Annotated in this window: 13 protein-coding genes; 9 read left to right on the top strand and 4 right to left on the bottom strand. The window is 71.3% G+C overall.

Annotated elements, in window-relative coordinates; genetic code table 11:
- Positions 1-435: 435 nt before the first annotated feature.
- Both AB0M26_RS24185 and ptsP read left to right on the top strand, forming a co-directional pair.
- Positions 436-885, top strand: a complete 450-nt coding sequence (locus AB0M26_RS24185; protein ID WP_365263912.1) for a PTS glucose transporter subunit IIA — start codon at positions 436-438, stop codon at positions 883-885.
- A gap of 76 nt (positions 886-961) precedes the next feature.
- Positions 962-2,632 carry a phosphoenolpyruvate--protein phosphotransferase gene (gene ptsP, locus AB0M26_RS24180; RefSeq protein WP_365263911.1) on the top strand — a complete coding sequence of 557 codons (1,671 nt, stop codon included), beginning with the start codon at positions 962-964 and terminating at the stop codon, positions 2,630-2,632.
- Positions 2,633-2,817: 185 nt separating this feature from the next.
- On the opposite strand, the gene AB0M26_RS24175 is transcribed toward ptsP, so the two are convergent.
- Both AB0M26_RS24175 and AB0M26_RS24170 read right to left on the bottom strand, forming a co-directional pair.
- Positions 2,818-3,774: a hypothetical protein gene (locus tag AB0M26_RS24175; RefSeq protein ID WP_365263910.1), complete on the bottom strand. Its 957-nt coding sequence runs from the start codon at positions 3,772-3,774 to the stop codon at positions 2,818-2,820.
- Positions 3,775-3,853: 79 nt separating this feature from the next.
- The gene (locus tag AB0M26_RS24170; protein ID WP_365263909.1) at positions 3,854-5,878 is read right to left on the bottom strand and encodes an acetoacetate--CoA ligase; all 2,025 of its coding nucleotides are present in this window, start codon (positions 5,876-5,878) and stop codon (positions 3,854-3,856) included.
- A 305-nt stretch (positions 5,879-6,183) separates the two neighbouring features.
- On the opposite strand from AB0M26_RS24170, the gene AB0M26_RS24165 reads away from it, so the two are divergent.
- Positions 6,184-8,535, top strand: coding sequence for a glycoside hydrolase family 31 protein (locus AB0M26_RS24165; protein ID WP_365263908.1), 2,352 nt, complete (start codon positions 6,184-6,186; stop codon positions 8,533-8,535).
- A gap of 219 nt (positions 8,536-8,754) precedes the next feature.
- Here the strand turns inward: AB0M26_RS24165 and AB0M26_RS24160 are convergent, their stop codons facing one another.
- Positions 8,755-9,267: an NUDIX domain-containing protein gene (locus AB0M26_RS24160; RefSeq protein WP_365263907.1), complete on the bottom strand. Its 513-nt coding sequence runs from the start codon at positions 9,265-9,267 to the stop codon at positions 8,755-8,757.
- A gap of 180 nt (positions 9,268-9,447) precedes the next feature.
- On the opposite strand from AB0M26_RS24160, the gene AB0M26_RS24155 reads away from it, so the two are divergent.
- Complete coding sequence (locus tag AB0M26_RS24155; RefSeq protein ID WP_365263906.1) at positions 9,448-10,254, top strand: M15 family metallopeptidase; 807 nt, start codon at positions 9,448-9,450, stop codon at positions 10,252-10,254.
- Positions 10,255-10,300: 46 nt separating this feature from the next.
- On the opposite strand, the gene AB0M26_RS24150 is transcribed toward AB0M26_RS24155, so the two are convergent.
- Positions 10,301-10,513, bottom strand: a complete 213-nt coding sequence (locus AB0M26_RS24150; protein WP_365263905.1) for a hypothetical protein — start codon at positions 10,511-10,513, stop codon at positions 10,301-10,303.
- Between the two features lie 316 nt (positions 10,514-10,829).
- Between AB0M26_RS24150 and AB0M26_RS24145 the strand changes: the two genes are divergently transcribed.
- The 5 genes from AB0M26_RS24145 (at position 10,830) to glpK (ending at position 16,110) form a co-directional block, all read left to right on the top strand.
- On the top strand, positions 10,830-11,180 hold the full coding sequence (locus AB0M26_RS24145; RefSeq protein WP_365263904.1) for a DUF962 domain-containing protein: 351 nt from the start codon (positions 10,830-10,832) through the stop codon (positions 11,178-11,180).
- Positions 11,181-11,420: 240 nt separating this feature from the next.
- Complete coding sequence (locus AB0M26_RS24140; protein ID WP_365263903.1) at positions 11,421-11,909, top strand: zinc ribbon domain-containing protein; 489 nt, start codon at positions 11,421-11,423, stop codon at positions 11,907-11,909.
- Positions 11,906-13,096 carry a lipid-transfer protein gene (locus tag AB0M26_RS24135; protein ID WP_365263902.1) on the top strand — a complete coding sequence of 397 codons (1,191 nt, stop codon included), beginning with the start codon at positions 11,906-11,908 and terminating at the stop codon, positions 13,094-13,096. Before AB0M26_RS24140 ends, AB0M26_RS24135 begins: the two co-directional genes overlap by 4 nt.
- 656 nt (positions 13,097-13,752) lie before the next feature.
- A complete protein-coding gene (locus AB0M26_RS24130) occupies positions 13,753-14,469 on the top strand; it encodes an MIP/aquaporin family protein (protein WP_365263901.1) in 717 nt (238 codons plus the stop codon).
- A gap of 129 nt (positions 14,470-14,598) precedes the next feature.
- Positions 14,599-16,110 (top strand): glycerol kinase GlpK, encoded by a 1,512-nt coding sequence (glpK, locus tag AB0M26_RS24125; protein WP_365263900.1) that lies wholly within the window; start codon positions 14,599-14,601, stop codon positions 16,108-16,110.
- Positions 16,111-16,163: the final 53 nt, after the last annotated feature.

The following is a 16,163-nucleotide window of genomic DNA, read 5'->3' as shown; positions in this document are numbered from 1 at the left end:
CAACCATGGCCCGGAAACGGGGTATCAACATATCTGGCGTTGACTTTTGGCACGCTGTTGAGTTCTCAAGGAACGGACGCTTCCTTCGAAACCATCTCACCGGTTTCTCCGGGCGCTTCCCTTCGGTGTTCCCAACCGTACCAGCCTTTTTCCGGCCTCCCGACCACGCATCTGCGGGCATGCAGAAGCGGATCCGGAATTAGGATCGGGAATGGATGGGTTGCTGCTCGCACCTCGTGCGCGGGGAAACCGCGCTGTCTCGGTTGTGAGCAGAGGTACGACAGTACAGCGCGGTCCGTGGGCGAAGCAAACCGATTACCCGGCTGCGGCCGCGCCGATCGCTTCCGTCCTATGACTTACGCTTCTGATCAGTACGTCGTCCGGGACACATGTGGTGACGGCGCTCGATGAATCTCCATCCCCTGGGAGGCTCCCATGACCACCGTGACGTCCCCGATCGCAGGGCGTGCCATCGGACTTGCGGCAGTGCCCGACCCCGTGTTCTCGGGAGCGATGGTGGGACCGGGTACGGCGATCGATCCCGTGCGGGAGCCTCACACGGCCGTCTCTCCGGTCGACGGCATCGTCGTCTCCCTTCATGCCCACGCCTTCGTCGTCGTCGACGGTGAAGGGCACGGGGTGCTGACCCACCTGGGCATCGACACGGTCCAGCTCAACGGCGAGGGGTTCGAGCTGCTCGTCAGCAAGGGGGACACGGTCCGCCGCGGGGACGCCATCGTGCGGTGGGACCCGTCCTCGGTCGAGGCGGCCGGGAAGTCCGCCGTGTGCCCGGTTGTGGCTCTTGAGGCCACCGCGGACACCCTCTCGGAGGTCGCCGAGGACGCCGACCTGAAGCCGGGCGACACCCTCTTCGTCTGGAGCTGAACTCCGCCGCGCTGCCGGCGAGTACGACCATCCATCACGGCGGAGGCGATCCGCTGTATGAACCGGAGACGGTGACATGGAAACAACGCTGCTGGGTGTCGGCGTGAGCCACGGCGTGGCGATCGGAGAAGTGCGGCACATGGGTACGGCGGTGCTGGAGCCGCCGGCGAAGCAGATCCCCAAGGACGATGCCCCGCGCGAGCAGGGCCGCGCGCGCCAGGCCGTGGAAGCCGTCGCCGCCGACCTGATGGCCCGGGGAAACCTCGCGGGCGGCGAGGCACAGGCCGTTCTCGAGGCGCAGGCCCTGATGGCGCAGGACCCGGAGCTGATGGCCGATGTCGAGCGCCGGGTCGCCGTTGGGAGTACGGCCGAGCGGGCCGTGTACGACGCCTTCGCCTCGTACCGGGCGCTGCTGGCCGGCGCCGGTGAGTATCTTGCGGGCCGGGTCGCCGACCTGGACGACGTACGGAACCGCATCGTTGCCCGTCTGCTGGGTGTGCCGATGCCGGGCGTGCCGGACAGCGACGAGCCGTATGTTCTGATCGCGCGCGATCTGGCGCCCGCCGACACGGCGTTGCTCGACCCGACGCTGGTACTGGGCTTCGTGACCGAGGAGGGCGGGCCGACGAGCCACAGCGCCATCCTTGCGCGGGCGCTGGGCGTGCCCGCGGTCGTCGCGCTGCCGGGCGCCTGTGAGCTGGCCGAGGGCACGGTGATCGCCGTGGACGGCAGCACCGGTGAGATCTTCGTGGAGCCGAGTGCGAAGAAACGGGCCGTTCTGGAGGCGGAGGCCGCGGAGCGCAAGGCGGCGCTCGCCGCGTCCACGGGTCCGGGCGCGACATCCGACGGGCACAAGGTGCCGCTGCTCGCGAATGTCGGCGGGCCGGGGGATGTCCCGGCGGCGGTCGAGGCGGGTGCCGAGGGAGTCGGCCTGTTCCGTACGGAGTTCCTCTTCCTCGACGACAGCAAGAACGCTCCGCCGGAAGAGAAGCAGGTCCAAGCCTACCGCCAGGTGCTGGAGGCGTTTCCCGAGGGCCGTGTGGTCGTACGCGTGCTGGACGCGGGTGCCGACAAGCCGCTGGAGTTCCTGACCCCGGCCGACGAGCCCAATCCGGCACTGGGCGTGCGGGGGCTGCGCACGCTGCTGGACCACCCGGAGGTGCTGCGCACCCAGCTCACCGCGCTGGCCAGGGCTGCCGAGGGGCTGCCGGTCTATCTCGAGGTCATGGCGCCGATGGTGGCGGACCGTGCGGACGCCAGGGCGTTCGCGGACGCGTGCCGCGCGGCCGGTTTGCAGGCGAAGTTCGGCGCGATGGTGGAGATTCCGTCGGCGGCGCTGCGGGCGCGCTCGATCCTGCAGGAGGTCGAGTTCCTGTCGCTGGGCACCAACGACCTGGCGCAGTACACCTTCGCTGCCGATCGGCAGGTCGGTGCGGTGTCGCGGCTTCAGGACCCCTGGCAGCCCGCGCTGCTGGATCTGGTGGCGGTCTCGGCGGAGGCGGCGAAGGCGGAGGGCAAGAGCTGTGGTGTCTGCGGGGAGGCCGCGTCGGACCCGCTGCTCGCCTGTGTCCTGACGGGTCTGGGCGTGACGAGCCTGTCGATGGGCGCCGCGTCCATCCCCTACGTCCGGGCGACGCTCTCCAAGCACACCTTCGCCCAGTGCGAGCGCGCGGCCGCTGCGGCGCGGGCCGCCGACAGCGCGGACGAGGCGCGCCGTGCCGCTCAGGCGGTGCTCTCGGGCGAGTGAGGCCGGGGCGGGTGATGCCCCCGGTCCCGGTCCCGGTCCCGGCCTCCACGGTGGGCCGCCCCGCACGGTGCGGGGCGGCCGCCATCGTTTCCGCGGCCACCGCTCTTTGCCGCGGACGCGCCGTTTCCGCGGCCATTGACGTCAGCGGCGCTGCCGGATCAGCGGACCTGCCCCAGGCGCTGGTGTCACCACTTTCCTTCCGGGAGGGGCAGTTCGATGCCCGGACGGTGGTCGACGCCGTGCTCGGGCGGTACGGGATCCCCGGTGTCGACGTCGGTGCAGTACGCGGCGAACACTTCCGCTTCGCTCAGGGGCCGGGGCCAGCCGTCGCGCAGCGCCCAGCCCCGTACGACATCGGGCCCCGCGGTCTCCTGTCCGCCCGGACCGTCCGCGCCGCCCCTGGGGAAGGGTGTGCTGCGGACGACGATGCCGCCTCGGCTTCCGGTGGCGATGCCCGCACCCAGGACCGAGCAGAACACCAGTGCCTCCGACTCCCGGAGATGGACGAGCCCGTCCTCACCGCAGGCGGCGTGGAGCACCGCGACGAGGGACGAGCCGTCCACGGGAACGCTGCACACCACATGGTGCGTGCCCGGGCCGGATGCCTCGACGAGCTGGATCAGTGCCTGTGAGGCGCGGACATACGCCGCCCGCCCCCGGTCCTCTCCGGTGTCCGGGTCCCTGCCCGCCGCCGCCAGCAGTTCGGTGGCGCGGTCGAGCGCCGCGTGCCGCTCGGCCTCGCCGAGCAACTCGGGCACCAGCAAGTCGATCGGCTGCCCCGCATACGGCAGCGTGGCGCCGAGGCCCGCCACGTCCGCCGTGTACCGCGAGCGGCTGTCGGGCCGGTCCGGATCGAGACGGACCTCGGTGCAGAACTCCGCGTACTCATCGGGGTCGAAGAGCGCGACCGTGGTGTGCACGCCCTGTGACGACAGAGCCCTCAGCAGACCTTCCATCTCCCGGAGGTAGACGGCGTGGTCGTGGAAGGCGAACGTCGTGTAGCGCCGCATGGCCGCGAAGTCCTTCTCGGCCGCCAGCAGGGCGACCGTACTGGGAACTTCGCGGCGCAGTGCCTGCCGGAGGCCCTGCCGGGCCCCATCCTCCCCACCGTTGTCGTGTGCGCCGGTTCCGGTGCGGTCCATGACTCCCCCTCGGTGCATGAGCTTCACGTGCTCACTCACCGTAATCGGGGGGTCTGACAACGCAGGGTGACGAACGCCTTCAGGCCTCGGCGGCGGGGCGGGCGCGGGCGACGCGCTCGTAGAACCGCAGTAGTTCGAGGTTGTCCACGGATCCGGGGTTCACGGCCGCCTCGAGCGGGGTGCCCTGGAGGAGCCGCTTGACGGGGACCTCGATACGCTTGCCGGTCAGGGTGTGCGGGACGCCGGGCGCTTCGATGATGTCGTCGGGGACGTGGCGGGGCGAGAGCTGCTCGCGGATGGTCCGCTTGATGCGGTCGCGGAGGGCGTCGTCGAGGGTGGCGCCTTCCGCGAGGTGGACGAAGAGGGGCATCCAGTAGCCGCCGTCGGCCTGTTCGAGGCCGATGACGAGGGACTCGCGGATCTCGGGTAGGCGTTCGACGGCCTCGTAGATGTCGGCCGACCCCATGCGGACGCCTTGGCGGTTGAGGGTGGAGTCCGACCGGCCGTGGATGACGACGGTGCCGCGCGAGGTCAGGGTGATCCAGTCGCCGTGGCGCCAGGCGCCGGGGAACATCTCGAAGTAGCTGTCCCGGTAGCGGATGCCGTCCGGGTCGTTCCAGAAGTGGATCGGCATGGAGGGCATGGGATTGGTGACGATCAGTTCGCCGACCTCGTCGGTGACGGGCTTTCCGTGCGGGTCCCAGGCCTGGAGGTCCGTGCCGAGGCAGGCCGCCTGGAGTTCGCCGATGTAGACGGGGAGGGTGGGCACGGCGCCGGCGAAGCAACTGCACACATCGGTGCCGCCACTGACGGAGGCGATCCACATGTCTTCGGCGACCTCGTCGTGGATCCAGCGGAAGCCGTCGGGCGGCAGGGGCGATCCGGTGGTGGCGACGCACCGTACGCGGGAGAGGTCGAAGTCGCGGCCCGGGTACACCTCGGCCTTGCGGCAGGCCATGACGTAGGCGGCGGATGTGCCGTAGAAGGTGGCGCCGGTGCGCTCGGCCACGCGCCACTGGGCGGCCGTGTCGGGGTATCCGGGGCTGCCGTCGTAGAGGATCACGGTGGATCCGACGAGGAGACCGGAGACGAGGAAGTTCCACATCATCCAGCCGGTGGAGGTGTACCAGAAGAACCGGTCTCCAGGGCCGAGGTCGGTGTGGAGGGCGAGCTGTTTGAGGTGCTCGAGGAGGATGCCGCCCTGGGACTGGACGATCGCCTTGGGCAGCCCAGTGGTGCCGGAGGAGTAGAGCACCCAGAGGGGGTGATCGAACGGCACCTGCTCGAAGATCGGTTCGGCATCGGAAGCGACCAGTTCGGACCATTCCAGGGCGTCCTCGGGGGCGGCGCTGCCCAGCAAGGGGACGTGTACAAAGGCCCGTACGGTGGGCAGTTCGCGGCGCAGCTCGGCGACGATGTCCGTCCGGTCGTGCTCCTTGCCGCCGTAGCGGTAGCCGTCGACGGCGAAGAGGACGACCGGCTCGACCTGCTGGAAGCGGTCGAGGACGCTGCGGGCGCCGAAGTCGGGGGCGCAGGAGGTCCAGACCGCACCGACGGCGGCGGTGGCCAGCAGGGCGACGACCGCCTCGGGGACATTGGGCAGATAGCCGCTGACGCGGTCGCCCGGCCGGACGCCCAGGCGGCGCAGTTCGGAGGCGAGCGAGCCGACCTGGCGGCGCAGCTCGGCCCAGCTGACGGGCCGCGGCTCATGGGTCTCGTCGACGTGCAGGAGTGCGGCCTCGTCCGCGCGGGCCGGGTCCTCACCGCCGCGCAGCGCATGCTCGGCGTAGTTGAGGGTGGCGCCGGGGAACCAGCGGGCGCCGGGCATCGCGGGGTCGCCGAGCACACGCTCGTACGGGGTGGCGAAGCGGACCGCGAACCAGTCGGCGGTGGCCTCCCAGAAGCGCTCCGGTTCGTCGACCGACCAGCGGTGCAGTGCGGCGTAGCTCGCGACGGGGTCGCCCGGCACCGCCCGGGGCGCGCCGTACCGCTCGGCGGCCCACTCCTGGAAGCGGGTGACTTGCGCTCCGGCGATGCGGTCGGCGGAGGGCTTCCAGAGGGGTTGCGGTCCGGCGGGCGTCGGTGCGGTGTTCGCTGCGGTCATGACTTCGGCTCCCGGGCTGTACGCGTCGTCTTCGTCGCGTCGTGGTCGTCGCGTGGTGGTGCTGCTGGTGTGCTGCTCGTGTGGTGCTCGTGTGGTGCCTGGCGCGTCGCGTGATGTGCGTCGCATCTCCGGTTCGGGCAGGGGTGTGCCCGCGGACGGGGACTGAGCAGGACGATGCCATGTGATCGACTCCCGCACCAGGGCGGCCCCTCCATGACGCGGGTCCTGGTCATGTGGTCGCGCCACGGGTGAACGGCAGTTGAACGCGCCTCGTACGCTCCGCCGCCAGTGGCAGGCTGAACAGCATGGATGCGCGTGAACTGGTGCGGTCGGTGAAGGTCCTCGGTACGGCACGGGGCTGGCGCAGGGTGCGTGCCGCCTGGCGCAGACAGCGCGCCGACGCCACCGCCCTGCCCCGCCGCGGGCGGGAGCGCGCGCGTGTCCCCGGGCATGCCCAGGGGGCGGAGGAGCGCCCGGGGGGCGGCGTGGTGCGGTTCGCCCGTTCGTCGCTGCGCGTCCGCGTGTCCGTGGGGGGTGTCGTCTTCTGCGGCTGGGACGGCGCGGAGCCGGAGCCCTCGTACGCGCTGGACCGCGGCTGCCCGGGAGCGGACCCCCGCGCCGTCCTCGAACCGGACAAGGACGGCGGCTGGCGGGTCGTCTCCGAGCGGGTGACGGTGGCGGTGTCCCGGCACGGAGCGGTCGAGATCCGTACGCCCGGCGGGCTGGTGCTGCGGAGAGACCTGCCGCCGCGCTGGTGGGACCCGGTGGACGGGGCGGACGCCGGCCCGCGCTGGGTGCAGCGCTCGGAGGTGGCGGCGGATGCGCGCTTCTTCGGGCTGGGCGGACGGGCCGCGGGCCCGCGGCTGCGCGGCGGCTCGTACCGGCTCTGGAACACCGACCCCAAGGCCGGGTTCGAACCGGGCGACGATCCGCTCTACCTCTGCATGCCGGTGCTCATGGTCGTCGCCGACGCGGGCACGCACCTCGTCTTCCACGACAACTCCTGGGACGGGCGGGTGCGGCTGACGGAGGGCGAGGAGGGCCGGGGTTCGGGGCACGACCGGCGGGGCGGCTGCGAACTGCGCATGGACGGCGGCCCGCTGCGCTCCTGGACCGTGGTCGGCACCCCCGCCCGCGTCCTGCGCGGCTGGGCGTCCCTGACGGGTGCGCCAGCGGTGCCACCGCGCTGGGCGCTGGGGCACCACCACGCGCGCTGGGGCTTCGGCAGTTCGGAGGAGGTGCGCCGGATCGCCGCCGGGTACAAGCAGCGGGGGCTGCCGCTGTCCGCGCTGCACCTGGACATCGACCATCTGGACGGCCACCGGGTCTTCACGGTGGACACCGCCCGCTTCCCCGATCTGCCCGAGCTGGCCGAGGAGTTGCGCGAGGACGGGGTTCGGCTGGTGTCGATCGTCGATCCCGCGGTGAAGGCGGAGCCGGGGAACTCGGTGTACGACAGCGGGACGGCGGCCGACGCCTTCGTGCGGGACGCGCGCGGGCGCGAGGTGCGCGGCGAGGTGTGGCCGGGCGAGTCCGTGTACCCGGACTTCACCGACCCGCGGGTCCGCAAGTGGTGGGGCGGACTGTACGCGGAGCGGCTCGCCCAGGGCTTCTCGGGCATGTGGCACGACATGAACGAGCCGGTGTCCTTCGCGGCCTTCGGCGATCCGACCCTGCCGCGCTCGGCCCGGCACGCCCTGGAGGGCCGGGGAGGCGACCACCGGGAGGCTCACAACGTCTACGCCCTCGCCATGGGCAGGGCCGGGTACGAGGGTCTGGCCGAACTGCGCCCGGAAGAGCGGCCGTTCCTCTTCTCCCGCTCGGGTTGGGCGGGGATGCAGCGGTACGGCGGCTCGTGGTCGGGCGATGTGGCCTCCAGTTGGCCCGGGCTGCGGGCGTCGCTGGCGCTGGTGCTGGGGCTCGGGCTGAGCGGGGTGCCGTACTCCGGCCCGGACGTCGGCGGATTCACCGGCTCGCCCTCGCCCGAGCTGTATGTGCGCTGGTTCCAACTGGGCGCGTGGCTCCCGCTGTTCCGTACGCATTCGGCGAACTTCGCGGGCCGGCGGGAGCCGTGGGAGTTCGGCCCCGAGGCACTGGAGCATGCGCGCGCGGCGCTGGCCGGCCGGGAGCGGCTCCTGCCGTACTTCGTCACGCTGGCGTACGTGGCCCACCGGACGGGGGCGCCGTATGTGCGCCCGGTGTGGTGGAGTTCCCCGGAGGACCGGGCGCTGCGCGACTGCGAGGACGCCTTCCTGCTCGGTGAAGGGCTGCTGGTGGCTCCGGTGCTGGAGCCGGGCGTGACGCGGCGGACCGTACGGTTGCCGCGCGGGCTGTGGTACGACACGGCGAGCGGCGCGGCGTACCGGGGTCCGGGGCAGGTGACGGTCGACGCGCCGCTCTCGCGGATTCCGGTGCTCGCGCGGGCAGGGGCGGTGCTGCCGGTGACAGGCGAGGACGGGGGCGTGGAGCTGGAGGTGTGGACCCCGGTAGCGGGACGCAGGGGCAGCGGCCTCGTGGCGGCCGGTACGGGCGACGGCTGGGAGCGGGGGCGGCTGGAGCGGTTCACCTCGCGGATGGTGGACGGGCGGGTGGTCGTGGAGCGGGACGGCGGCGGGGAGCCGGGGTACGGCGTACGGGTGCGGGGGGACGCCGGTTGAGCGGTCCGGTGGCCGGAGCCCGTGAGCCGCTGGCCTGCGTCAGCCTTGGCGTCCCTCAGCCGCGGGCGGGCGCAGCGGCGGAGGTCCATCAGCCAGGCAACCTTCAGCCGCGCACGTCCACCAGCCCAGCCACCTCTCAGCCGCGCACGTCCACCAGCCCAGCCACCTCTCAGCCGCGCACGTCCACCAGCCCAGCCACCTCTCAGCCGCGCACGTCCATCAGCCGTGGCGTCCGGCGAACCACGCGCCCGCTGCCGCCGTGTGGAGCGGGAAGGCAAGCTCCGTGGGTGCGTGAAGCGTCTCCCAGCCGTCGGTCTCGTCCGTGGGGGCGGAGGGCGGCAGTTCGTCGGCCCGGCCCTCCGGCAGGAGTCCGAAGACCAGGAGATGGCCACCCGGCGAGCTGAGCACATCGGCCAGGCGGACCTCCGATGCGTCCGCCACGATCCGGGTCTCCTCACGCAGTTCGCGGACGACGGCGTCACGCCAGTCCTCGCCGTGGTCGATGAAGCCGCCGGGCAGGGCGAGTCGTCCGCGCTGCGGCTCGATCGTGCGGCGGACGACGACCAGGCCCGGGCCGCCGTCGCCGCCGACGGGCTGCAGGGCGACGGCGACGGGCAGGGGGTTGCGGTAGACGACGCCGCCGCAGGCAGGGCACTGCCGCGGCCATCCGGCGCCGGGCGGGTAGGGAGAGCCGCAGGACGAACAGTGCGAGTGAGGTCGTGGTTCGGGCACGCGCGGACTGTATCCAACTCCTCGTCAGTTGTGCGGCTTTGCGATACGGACGAGGGCTCGTCGGCTCCGACTCGCCGACGTGGCTCATCGGTGACGAGAACTCACTGGAGTCGGGAGCCCGCCCCGCGCGCCCTCACGGGCACTTCCCCGCGGACGATCCGGGTGGTAGATCCCAGTTCCATGCCACGCACCCTCGCCTTGCCGCGCGCCGCCGCCCTCTCCGCCGCCGCCCTGGCCTTCGTCACCGCCACTCCCCCGGCGGCACAGGCTCGGCCCGAACCGAAGGCCCGCGAGGCCTTCGTGGCGCTGCAGGATATCGACCCGACGATCCTGGAGGAGATCCGCTACTTCACGCCCCACACCTTCGTCGGCGAGCGGATCGACGGCTACCGCAAACCCCTGTGCATCCTCACATCACCCGCCGCCGAAGCGCTGCACCTGGCGCAGCGGAACCTCCTGAGGCAGGGCTACTCGCTGAAGGTGTACGACTGTTACCGGCCGCAGCGCGCCGTCGATCACTTCGTCGCATGGGCGAAGGATCTCGACGACCAGTCCATGAAGGCGGAGTTCTATCCCCGGGTCGACAAGTCCCGTTTGTTCGAGGACGGTTATATCGCGGAAAAGTCGGGCCACAGCCGCGGCAGCACGCTGGATGTGACCATCGTGAAGCTCCCGGCCGGACCAACCCGCCCCTATGTGCCGGGCGAGCCTCTTGTCCCCTGCTACGCGCCGCGGGACGAGCGCTTCCCCGACAACTCCGTCGACATGGGCACCGGCTTCGACTGCTTCGACACCCTCTCGCACACCATGGACCCCCGCATCAAGGGTGAGCAGCGTGCGAACCGCATGCTGCTCAAGAAAACCCTGGAGAAGGTGGGCTTCGTCAATCTGCCGGAGGAGTGGTGGCACTTCACCCACAAACCGGAGCTCTTCCCTGACACCTACTTCGATTTCCCCGTGTCACGAGGGCCCCTCCAGCACCACTGAAACGTATGTATGACATGCAGGACATGCACGACATGAGCCTCTGCCGTCACTGTTGTCCATCAGCGGCCGTGTCCATCGTGACGACACCCATCGTGACGACACCCATCGTGACGGTGTCCATCCGCGACCAGGACGCCGGAGTTCCCGGCACCACAAAGGCCCTTCGCTCCTCGAAGCAGCGAAGGGCCGTTCCCATGTGGGGCCGGAACACATGCAGTCCCCGGTAGTCCTTCCCGATTCCATCGGCCTCGGTCGTCACCGAGAACTCCGGGATCGAGAGGATCTGCCGGGGGCCTAGCCAGAGCCGTCAAGCGGGTCACTCGAACCGGGGACGTCTCCACCGGCGGTGCGGCTCTCTTCCGGTTTTCTGGTGTATTGAGAATTTTCCTCCATATTCGCCGCGAGTCAAGGGCCTGATTCCCTCGGGCGGCACGGGCCCGGCAAATCCGGCCGACCGTTCCCGTACGTCACCCGTTTTCGCAGGTGGAATCCCCCGTGCCGTATCCCGGCGCACAGCGTGGCCGGTCGATGGGCCGCCTCTCGTCGGACCCCCTTCCCTGCACTACGGTGCGGACATGACACAGCGGACGTTCGATTCGTACGAGCACTTCTGGCCGTACTACGTCGCCATGCACTCCAAGGCCGCCACGCGCTGGCTTCATCTCGCCGGCACGCTCTCGGGCCTCACCGTGAGCGCCTACGGCTTGCTCTCCGGGCGCAGGCGCTATCTGCTCGGGCTTCCCGTGATCGGCTACGGCACGGCCTGGCCCGCGCACTTCCTCATCGAGAAGAACAACCCGGCCACCTTCGGCCACCCCGGCTGGTCGCTGCGCGGCGACGCGCAGATGATCCGGATGATGCTCGCCGGGCGGGACGACGAGCTCGCGGAGATCGCGGCCAAATGGCTCGCCGAGAACGCCGGCTGAGCGCGCACGGGCCTGCGGCCGTTCCAACGGGCGGGAACCTTCGCGGCGCCCCCGGTATGCCGTCGCACCGTACGCCCTGCCCCGCCCCCCGGTCACTGCCCACGGCCCTCGCCGTCCGCGCGGCCTACCGCGCCCCCGCGCGCCGTACCCGCCTCCCCCGTGCGGCGCGGGATTCCTCTCCCCGGCTCCGCATGGCACACTTCTGACGCGCCGTCAGAAAGCAGCTCCCGGGGAGGTCTCGTGGCACGCGCTCGTTCGCCCGTCGTGACTGGCTGGTTCAGGGAGGACGACGACGGCTTCCGGCTGCTCGGCACCCGCTGCACCGCGTGCACCGCCGTCTTCTTCCCCCGTGAGGACGACTTCTGCCGCAACCCCGCCTGTGCGGGCACCGAGTTGGCCGAGGTGGCACTGTCCCCTCGCGGCAGGGTCTGGTCGTACAGCGATGGCCGCTACCGGCCGCCCGCGCCGTACGTCTCCGATCCCGGCCGGGAATGGGAGCCCTACACGCTCGTCGCGGTCGAGCTGGAGGCCGAGCGCATGATTGTGCTGGGGCAGGCCGCGCCGGGTGTCACCGTGGCCGATCTGGCGGTGGGCATGGAGGTCGAAGTCGTGCCCGGTGTCCTCGACGAGGACGAGGACCACGTCCGGACAACCTGGCACTGGCGGCCGGTACCGGACAACGGGCGGTCGGGGCCCGTACCGGGTCGCGAGCGGGAGAAGCGCTCGTGACCGGCGACGTGGCGGTGCTCGGTGCCGGAATGCACCCGTGGGGCAAGTGGGGCCGCAGCTTCGTCAGTTACGGAACGGCGGCCGCCCGTGCCGCTCTCGCCGACGCCGGAATCGGCTGGGGCGATGTGCAGTCGGTGGTCGGTGCGGACACGGTGCGCGGCGGATATCCCGGCTATGTCGCAGGCGCCACGTTCGCGCAGGCGCTCGGCTGGCAGGGGTCGCGGGTGACCAGCGTGTACGCCGCCTGCGCATCCGGCGCCCAGGCGATCTCCACTGCCCGCGCGCAGATTCTCTCCGGGATGGCCGATGTCGTCCTGGTCGTCGGCGCGGACGCGGCGCCCAAGGGCTTCTTCGCCCCGGCCGGCGGCGACCGGCCCGACGACCCGGACTGGCTGCGCTTCCGCCTCCTCGGCGCCACGAACCCGACCTACTTCGCGCTCTACGCCCGCCGCCGTATGGCACTGTACGGCGAGACGCCCGAGGACTTCGCCCGGGTCAAGGTGAAGAACGCCGCCGCGGGCGTCCTCAACCCCAACGCCCGCTACCGCAGAGCCGTCAGCGCCGACGACGTCGCCGCCTCCGCCGTGGTCGCCGACCCCCTCCGGCTGCTGGACATCTGCGCGACCTCGGACGGCGGGGCGGCCCTGGTGCTCAGCGGTATGGACTTCGCGCGGCGCCACGGGGCCGCGAACCCGGTCCGCGTCCGGGCCGTCTCCACGGTGTCACCCACCTACCCGAGGACCGTGCCGGATCTCCCCGACATCGCCACCGACTCCGCGGCCGCCGTGGCACCGGCGCCCGTCGGCTTCCGGGAGTCGATCGCGCGGGCCGCGTACGAGGAGTCGGGCCTCGGTCCCGAGGACCTGTCGCTCGCGGAGGTCTACGACCTGTCCACGGCGCTGGAGTTGGAGTGGTACGAGGATCTGGGGCTGTGCGCCGCGGGCGGGGCCGCCGGTCTGCTGCACGACGGTGTGACGGCGCTCGGCGGCCGCGTGCCCGTCAATCCGAGCGGTGGACTCGCCTCGTTCGGCGAGGCGGTCCCGGCCCAGGCCATCGCACAGGTCTGCGAGCTCACCTGGCAGTTGCGCGGTACGGCGGGGGACCGCCAGGTGCCGGGTGCGCGCGTGGGAATCACCGCGAACCAGGGGCTGTTCGGGCACGGCTCGTCGGTCGTCGCCGTCCGCTGAACCGACCGTCACCATGTCGCGGCCACCGTGGTATGTGCCGCGGGGCGCGTGGCCGGGACATCAGCGGGCCGCGGCCTGGCCGGCATTCAAGCAGACGGCCAAGGCGCTGCTCGGGGGAAGTCGGGTGCCCGGCCCGCCGGTCGCGGTACGAGCTGCGGCGGGGAGTGGACCCGCTCCTCCCCGGGCACGGATGGCAACCGTCGTCACACATGGCAACCGTCGTCACACATGGCAACCGTCGTCACACATGGCAACCGTCGTCACACCCTGTGTCCCGGCCGGAGGCCGATCCCTGCCGTACTCCAACGCCCTTGCATGCGAGGGGAGTTGACGCTCGTACGCGGAGCGCATGCCGTACGGGCGGGCGCGTTCGCGCCGGAGCGCGCACGTACCACGCGGGTGCTGTCGGCCACCTTGACGCCCCTACAGCGCCGGTGAACACTTCCGGATGTCAGTCGGCATCGCCGTACGCCGGCCGCCGGCTCCGGTGGCAGCCGGGCCCTTGTCCATGGGCGATTCCGCTGTGTTGGCACGCTCGTCGCGGACGCCGGGCGGGGCTGGGGTTCCCCCGCCGCAGGCTCTCCGCCGGCACGGGAGAACACACCCGCACGGAGGACCGGGGCGCCACACGCCCCGGGCGAGGACTGGGAGCCGCAATGGAATTCTCTAACGGAGACATATTCGTCGGTGAGCTCATCGGCACCGCGATCCTGATCCTGTTCGGCGCAGGCGTCTGCGCCGCCGTCACGCTCAACCACTCGAAGGCCAAGGCCTCCGGGTGGATCGTCATCGCCTTCGGCTGGGGCTTCGGCGTCATGGCCGGTGCCTACACCGCGGCTCCGCTCTCGGGAGCCCATCTCAACCCGGCGGTGACGGTCGGCATCGCCACCGACACCGGCGAGTGGGACAAGGTGCCGCTCTACATCCTCGGCCAGATTCTCGGCGCGGCCCTCGGGGCGGCGCTCACCTGGCTCACGTACATGGCGCAGTTCCGCGCCAACGACCAGCCCACGCTGGGGATCTTCTCCACCATCCCGGAGATCCGGAACCCGGTGGCCAACCTCCTGACCGAGATCATCGCGACCATAGGCCTGGTGCTGCCGCTCCTGGCCTTCGGCCTCACCAAGGGCCTGGGCGAATCCGGAACCACGATCCTCATCGTGTCCTTCCTCGTCGTCGGCATCGGGCTCTCCCTCGGCGGGCCCACGGGCTACGCCATCAACCCGGCGCGCGACCTCGGCCCCCGCATCGTCCACGCGGTGCTGCCCATCCCACGGAAGGGCACCTCCGACTGGGGGTACGCGTGGGTGCCGGTGGCAGGCCCGCTGATCGGCGCGCTGCTGTCCGGCCTGATCTTCAACGTGGCGTTCTGAGCCCCGAATCGCGCTCCGCTCCGCCCGTGGGCGGGCCACGAGCGCCCGCGGGCAGGCCGTGTGCCGCCGTCCGGCCGGCCGCGCGCCGTATCCGAACAGCCTTCCCAGCCTCCCAGTCAGGAGACGTTCATGACGGACACGTACGTCGCCGCCATCGACCAGGGCACCACGTCCAGTCGCTGCATCATCTTCGATCAGGGCGGCGCGATCGTCGCCGTCGACCAGCGCGAGCACCGGCAGATCTTCCCGAAGCCCGGCTGGGTCGAGCACGACGCGACCGAGATCTGGTCGAAGGTGCAAGCGGTGGTCGCAGGCGCACTCGCCAACGCGGGCCTGCGCGCGGACCAGTTGAGCGCGCTGGGCATCACCAACCAGCGCGAGACCACCGTGCTGTGGGACCGGAAGACCGGGAAACCGGTGCACAACGCGATCGTCTGGCAGGACACCAGGACGGCCGCGCTGTGCAACGAACTCGGCGGCACGGACGGCCAGGACCGCTTCCGCGACGCCACCGGTCTGCCGCTCGCCAGCTACTTCTCGGGCCCGAAGGCCGCCTGGCTGCTGGACAACGTCCCCGGTCTGCGCGCCCGCGCGGAGAACGGCGACATCGCGTTCGGGACGATCGACTCCTGGCTCATCTGGAACCTCACGGGCGGCACGGACGGCGGGGTGCATGTCACCGACGTGACCAACGCGGGCCGCACGATGCTGATGAATCTGGAGACGCTGCAGTGGGATCCGGCCATCCTCGCGGCGATTAACGTCCCCGAGGCGGTCCTGCCGGAGATCCGCTCCTCGGCCGAGGTCTACGGCACCGCCATCGGCCAGCTCGCGGGCGTCCCGGTGGCCTCCGCGCTCGGCGACCAGCAGGCAGCCGTCTTCGGCCAGACCTGCTACGGCGTCGGCGAGGCCAAGAACACCTACGGCACGGGCAGTTTCCTGCTCCTCAACACCGGCAACCGGCCCGTACCGTCCAAGAGCGGGCTGCTGACGACGATGGGATACCAACTCGGCGGCGAGCAGCCGGTGTACTGCCTCGAGGGTGCCATCGCGATCACGGGCGCCCTGGTGCAGTGGTTCCGCGATCAGCTCGGCATCATCGGCTCCGCGGACGAGATCGAGACCCTGGCGGCGAGCGTCGAGGACAACGGCGGCGCGTACATCGTCCCGGCCTTCTCCGGCCTGTTCGCGCCCTATTGGCGCTCCGACGCCCGGGGTGTGGTCACGGGCTTGACGCGGTACGTGACGAAGGCGCATCTGGCACGGGCCGTGCTGGAGGCGACGAGCTGGCAGACGCGCGAGGTGGTGGACGCGATGTACCAGGACTCGGGCGTGCAGATCACGACGTTGAAGGTGGACGGCGGCATGACCGCCAACATCTTGCTGATGCAGCATCAGTCGGACGTGCTCGGGGTGCCGGTCATCCGGCCGGTGATCTCCGAGACGACGTGTCTGGGCGCCGCGTACGCGGCCGGACTCGCCACGGGCGTCTGGCAGGACCTGGACGAGCTCAGGACGCACTGGAAGCGCGACCAGCAGTGGGAGCCGCGCATGGAGCCGCAGACGCGCGAGCGCGAATACGCCAACTGGCGCAAGGCCGTTGAGCGCAGCTTCGGCTGGCTGGAGGAGGATGGGGCGTAGGCCCTCTCCGAGTGGCCGCAAGACTCCGACATACCGGCGGAAGTGCGGGCGGC

It is taken from the genome of Streptomyces sp. NPDC051776 (assembly GCF_040681345.1).
In the GTDB taxonomy this organism is placed as follows: Bacteria; Actinomycetota; Actinomycetes; order Streptomycetales; family Streptomycetaceae; genus Streptomyces.
This window is presented reverse-complemented; position numbering and strand designations above follow the sequence as displayed.

Coding starts and splice junctions, on each gene's coding strand:
- AB0M26_RS24185 (WP_365263912.1), top strand. CDS start 436: ATGACCACCGTGACGTCCCCGATCGCAGGGCGTGCCATCGGACTTGCG.
- ptsP (WP_365263911.1), top strand. CDS start 962: ATGGAAACAACGCTGCTGGGTGTCGGCGTGAGCCACGGCGTGGCGATC.
- AB0M26_RS24175 (WP_365263910.1), bottom strand. CDS start 3,774: ATGGACCGCACCGGAACCGGCGCACACGACAACGGTGGGGAGGATGGG.
- AB0M26_RS24170 (WP_365263909.1), bottom strand. CDS start 5,878: ATGACCGCAGCGAACACCGCACCGACGCCCGCCGGACCGCAACCCCTC.
- AB0M26_RS24165 (WP_365263908.1), top strand. CDS start 6,184: ATGGATGCGCGTGAACTGGTGCGGTCGGTGAAGGTCCTCGGTACGGCA.
- AB0M26_RS24155 (WP_365263906.1), top strand. CDS start 9,448: ATGCCACGCACCCTCGCCTTGCCGCGCGCCGCCGCCCTCTCCGCCGCC.
- AB0M26_RS24145 (WP_365263904.1), top strand. CDS start 10,830: ATGACACAGCGGACGTTCGATTCGTACGAGCACTTCTGGCCGTACTAC.
- AB0M26_RS24130 (WP_365263901.1), top strand. CDS start 13,753: ATGGAATTCTCTAACGGAGACATATTCGTCGGTGAGCTCATCGGCACC.
- glpK (WP_365263900.1), top strand. CDS start 14,599: ATGACGGACACGTACGTCGCCGCCATCGACCAGGGCACCACGTCCAGT.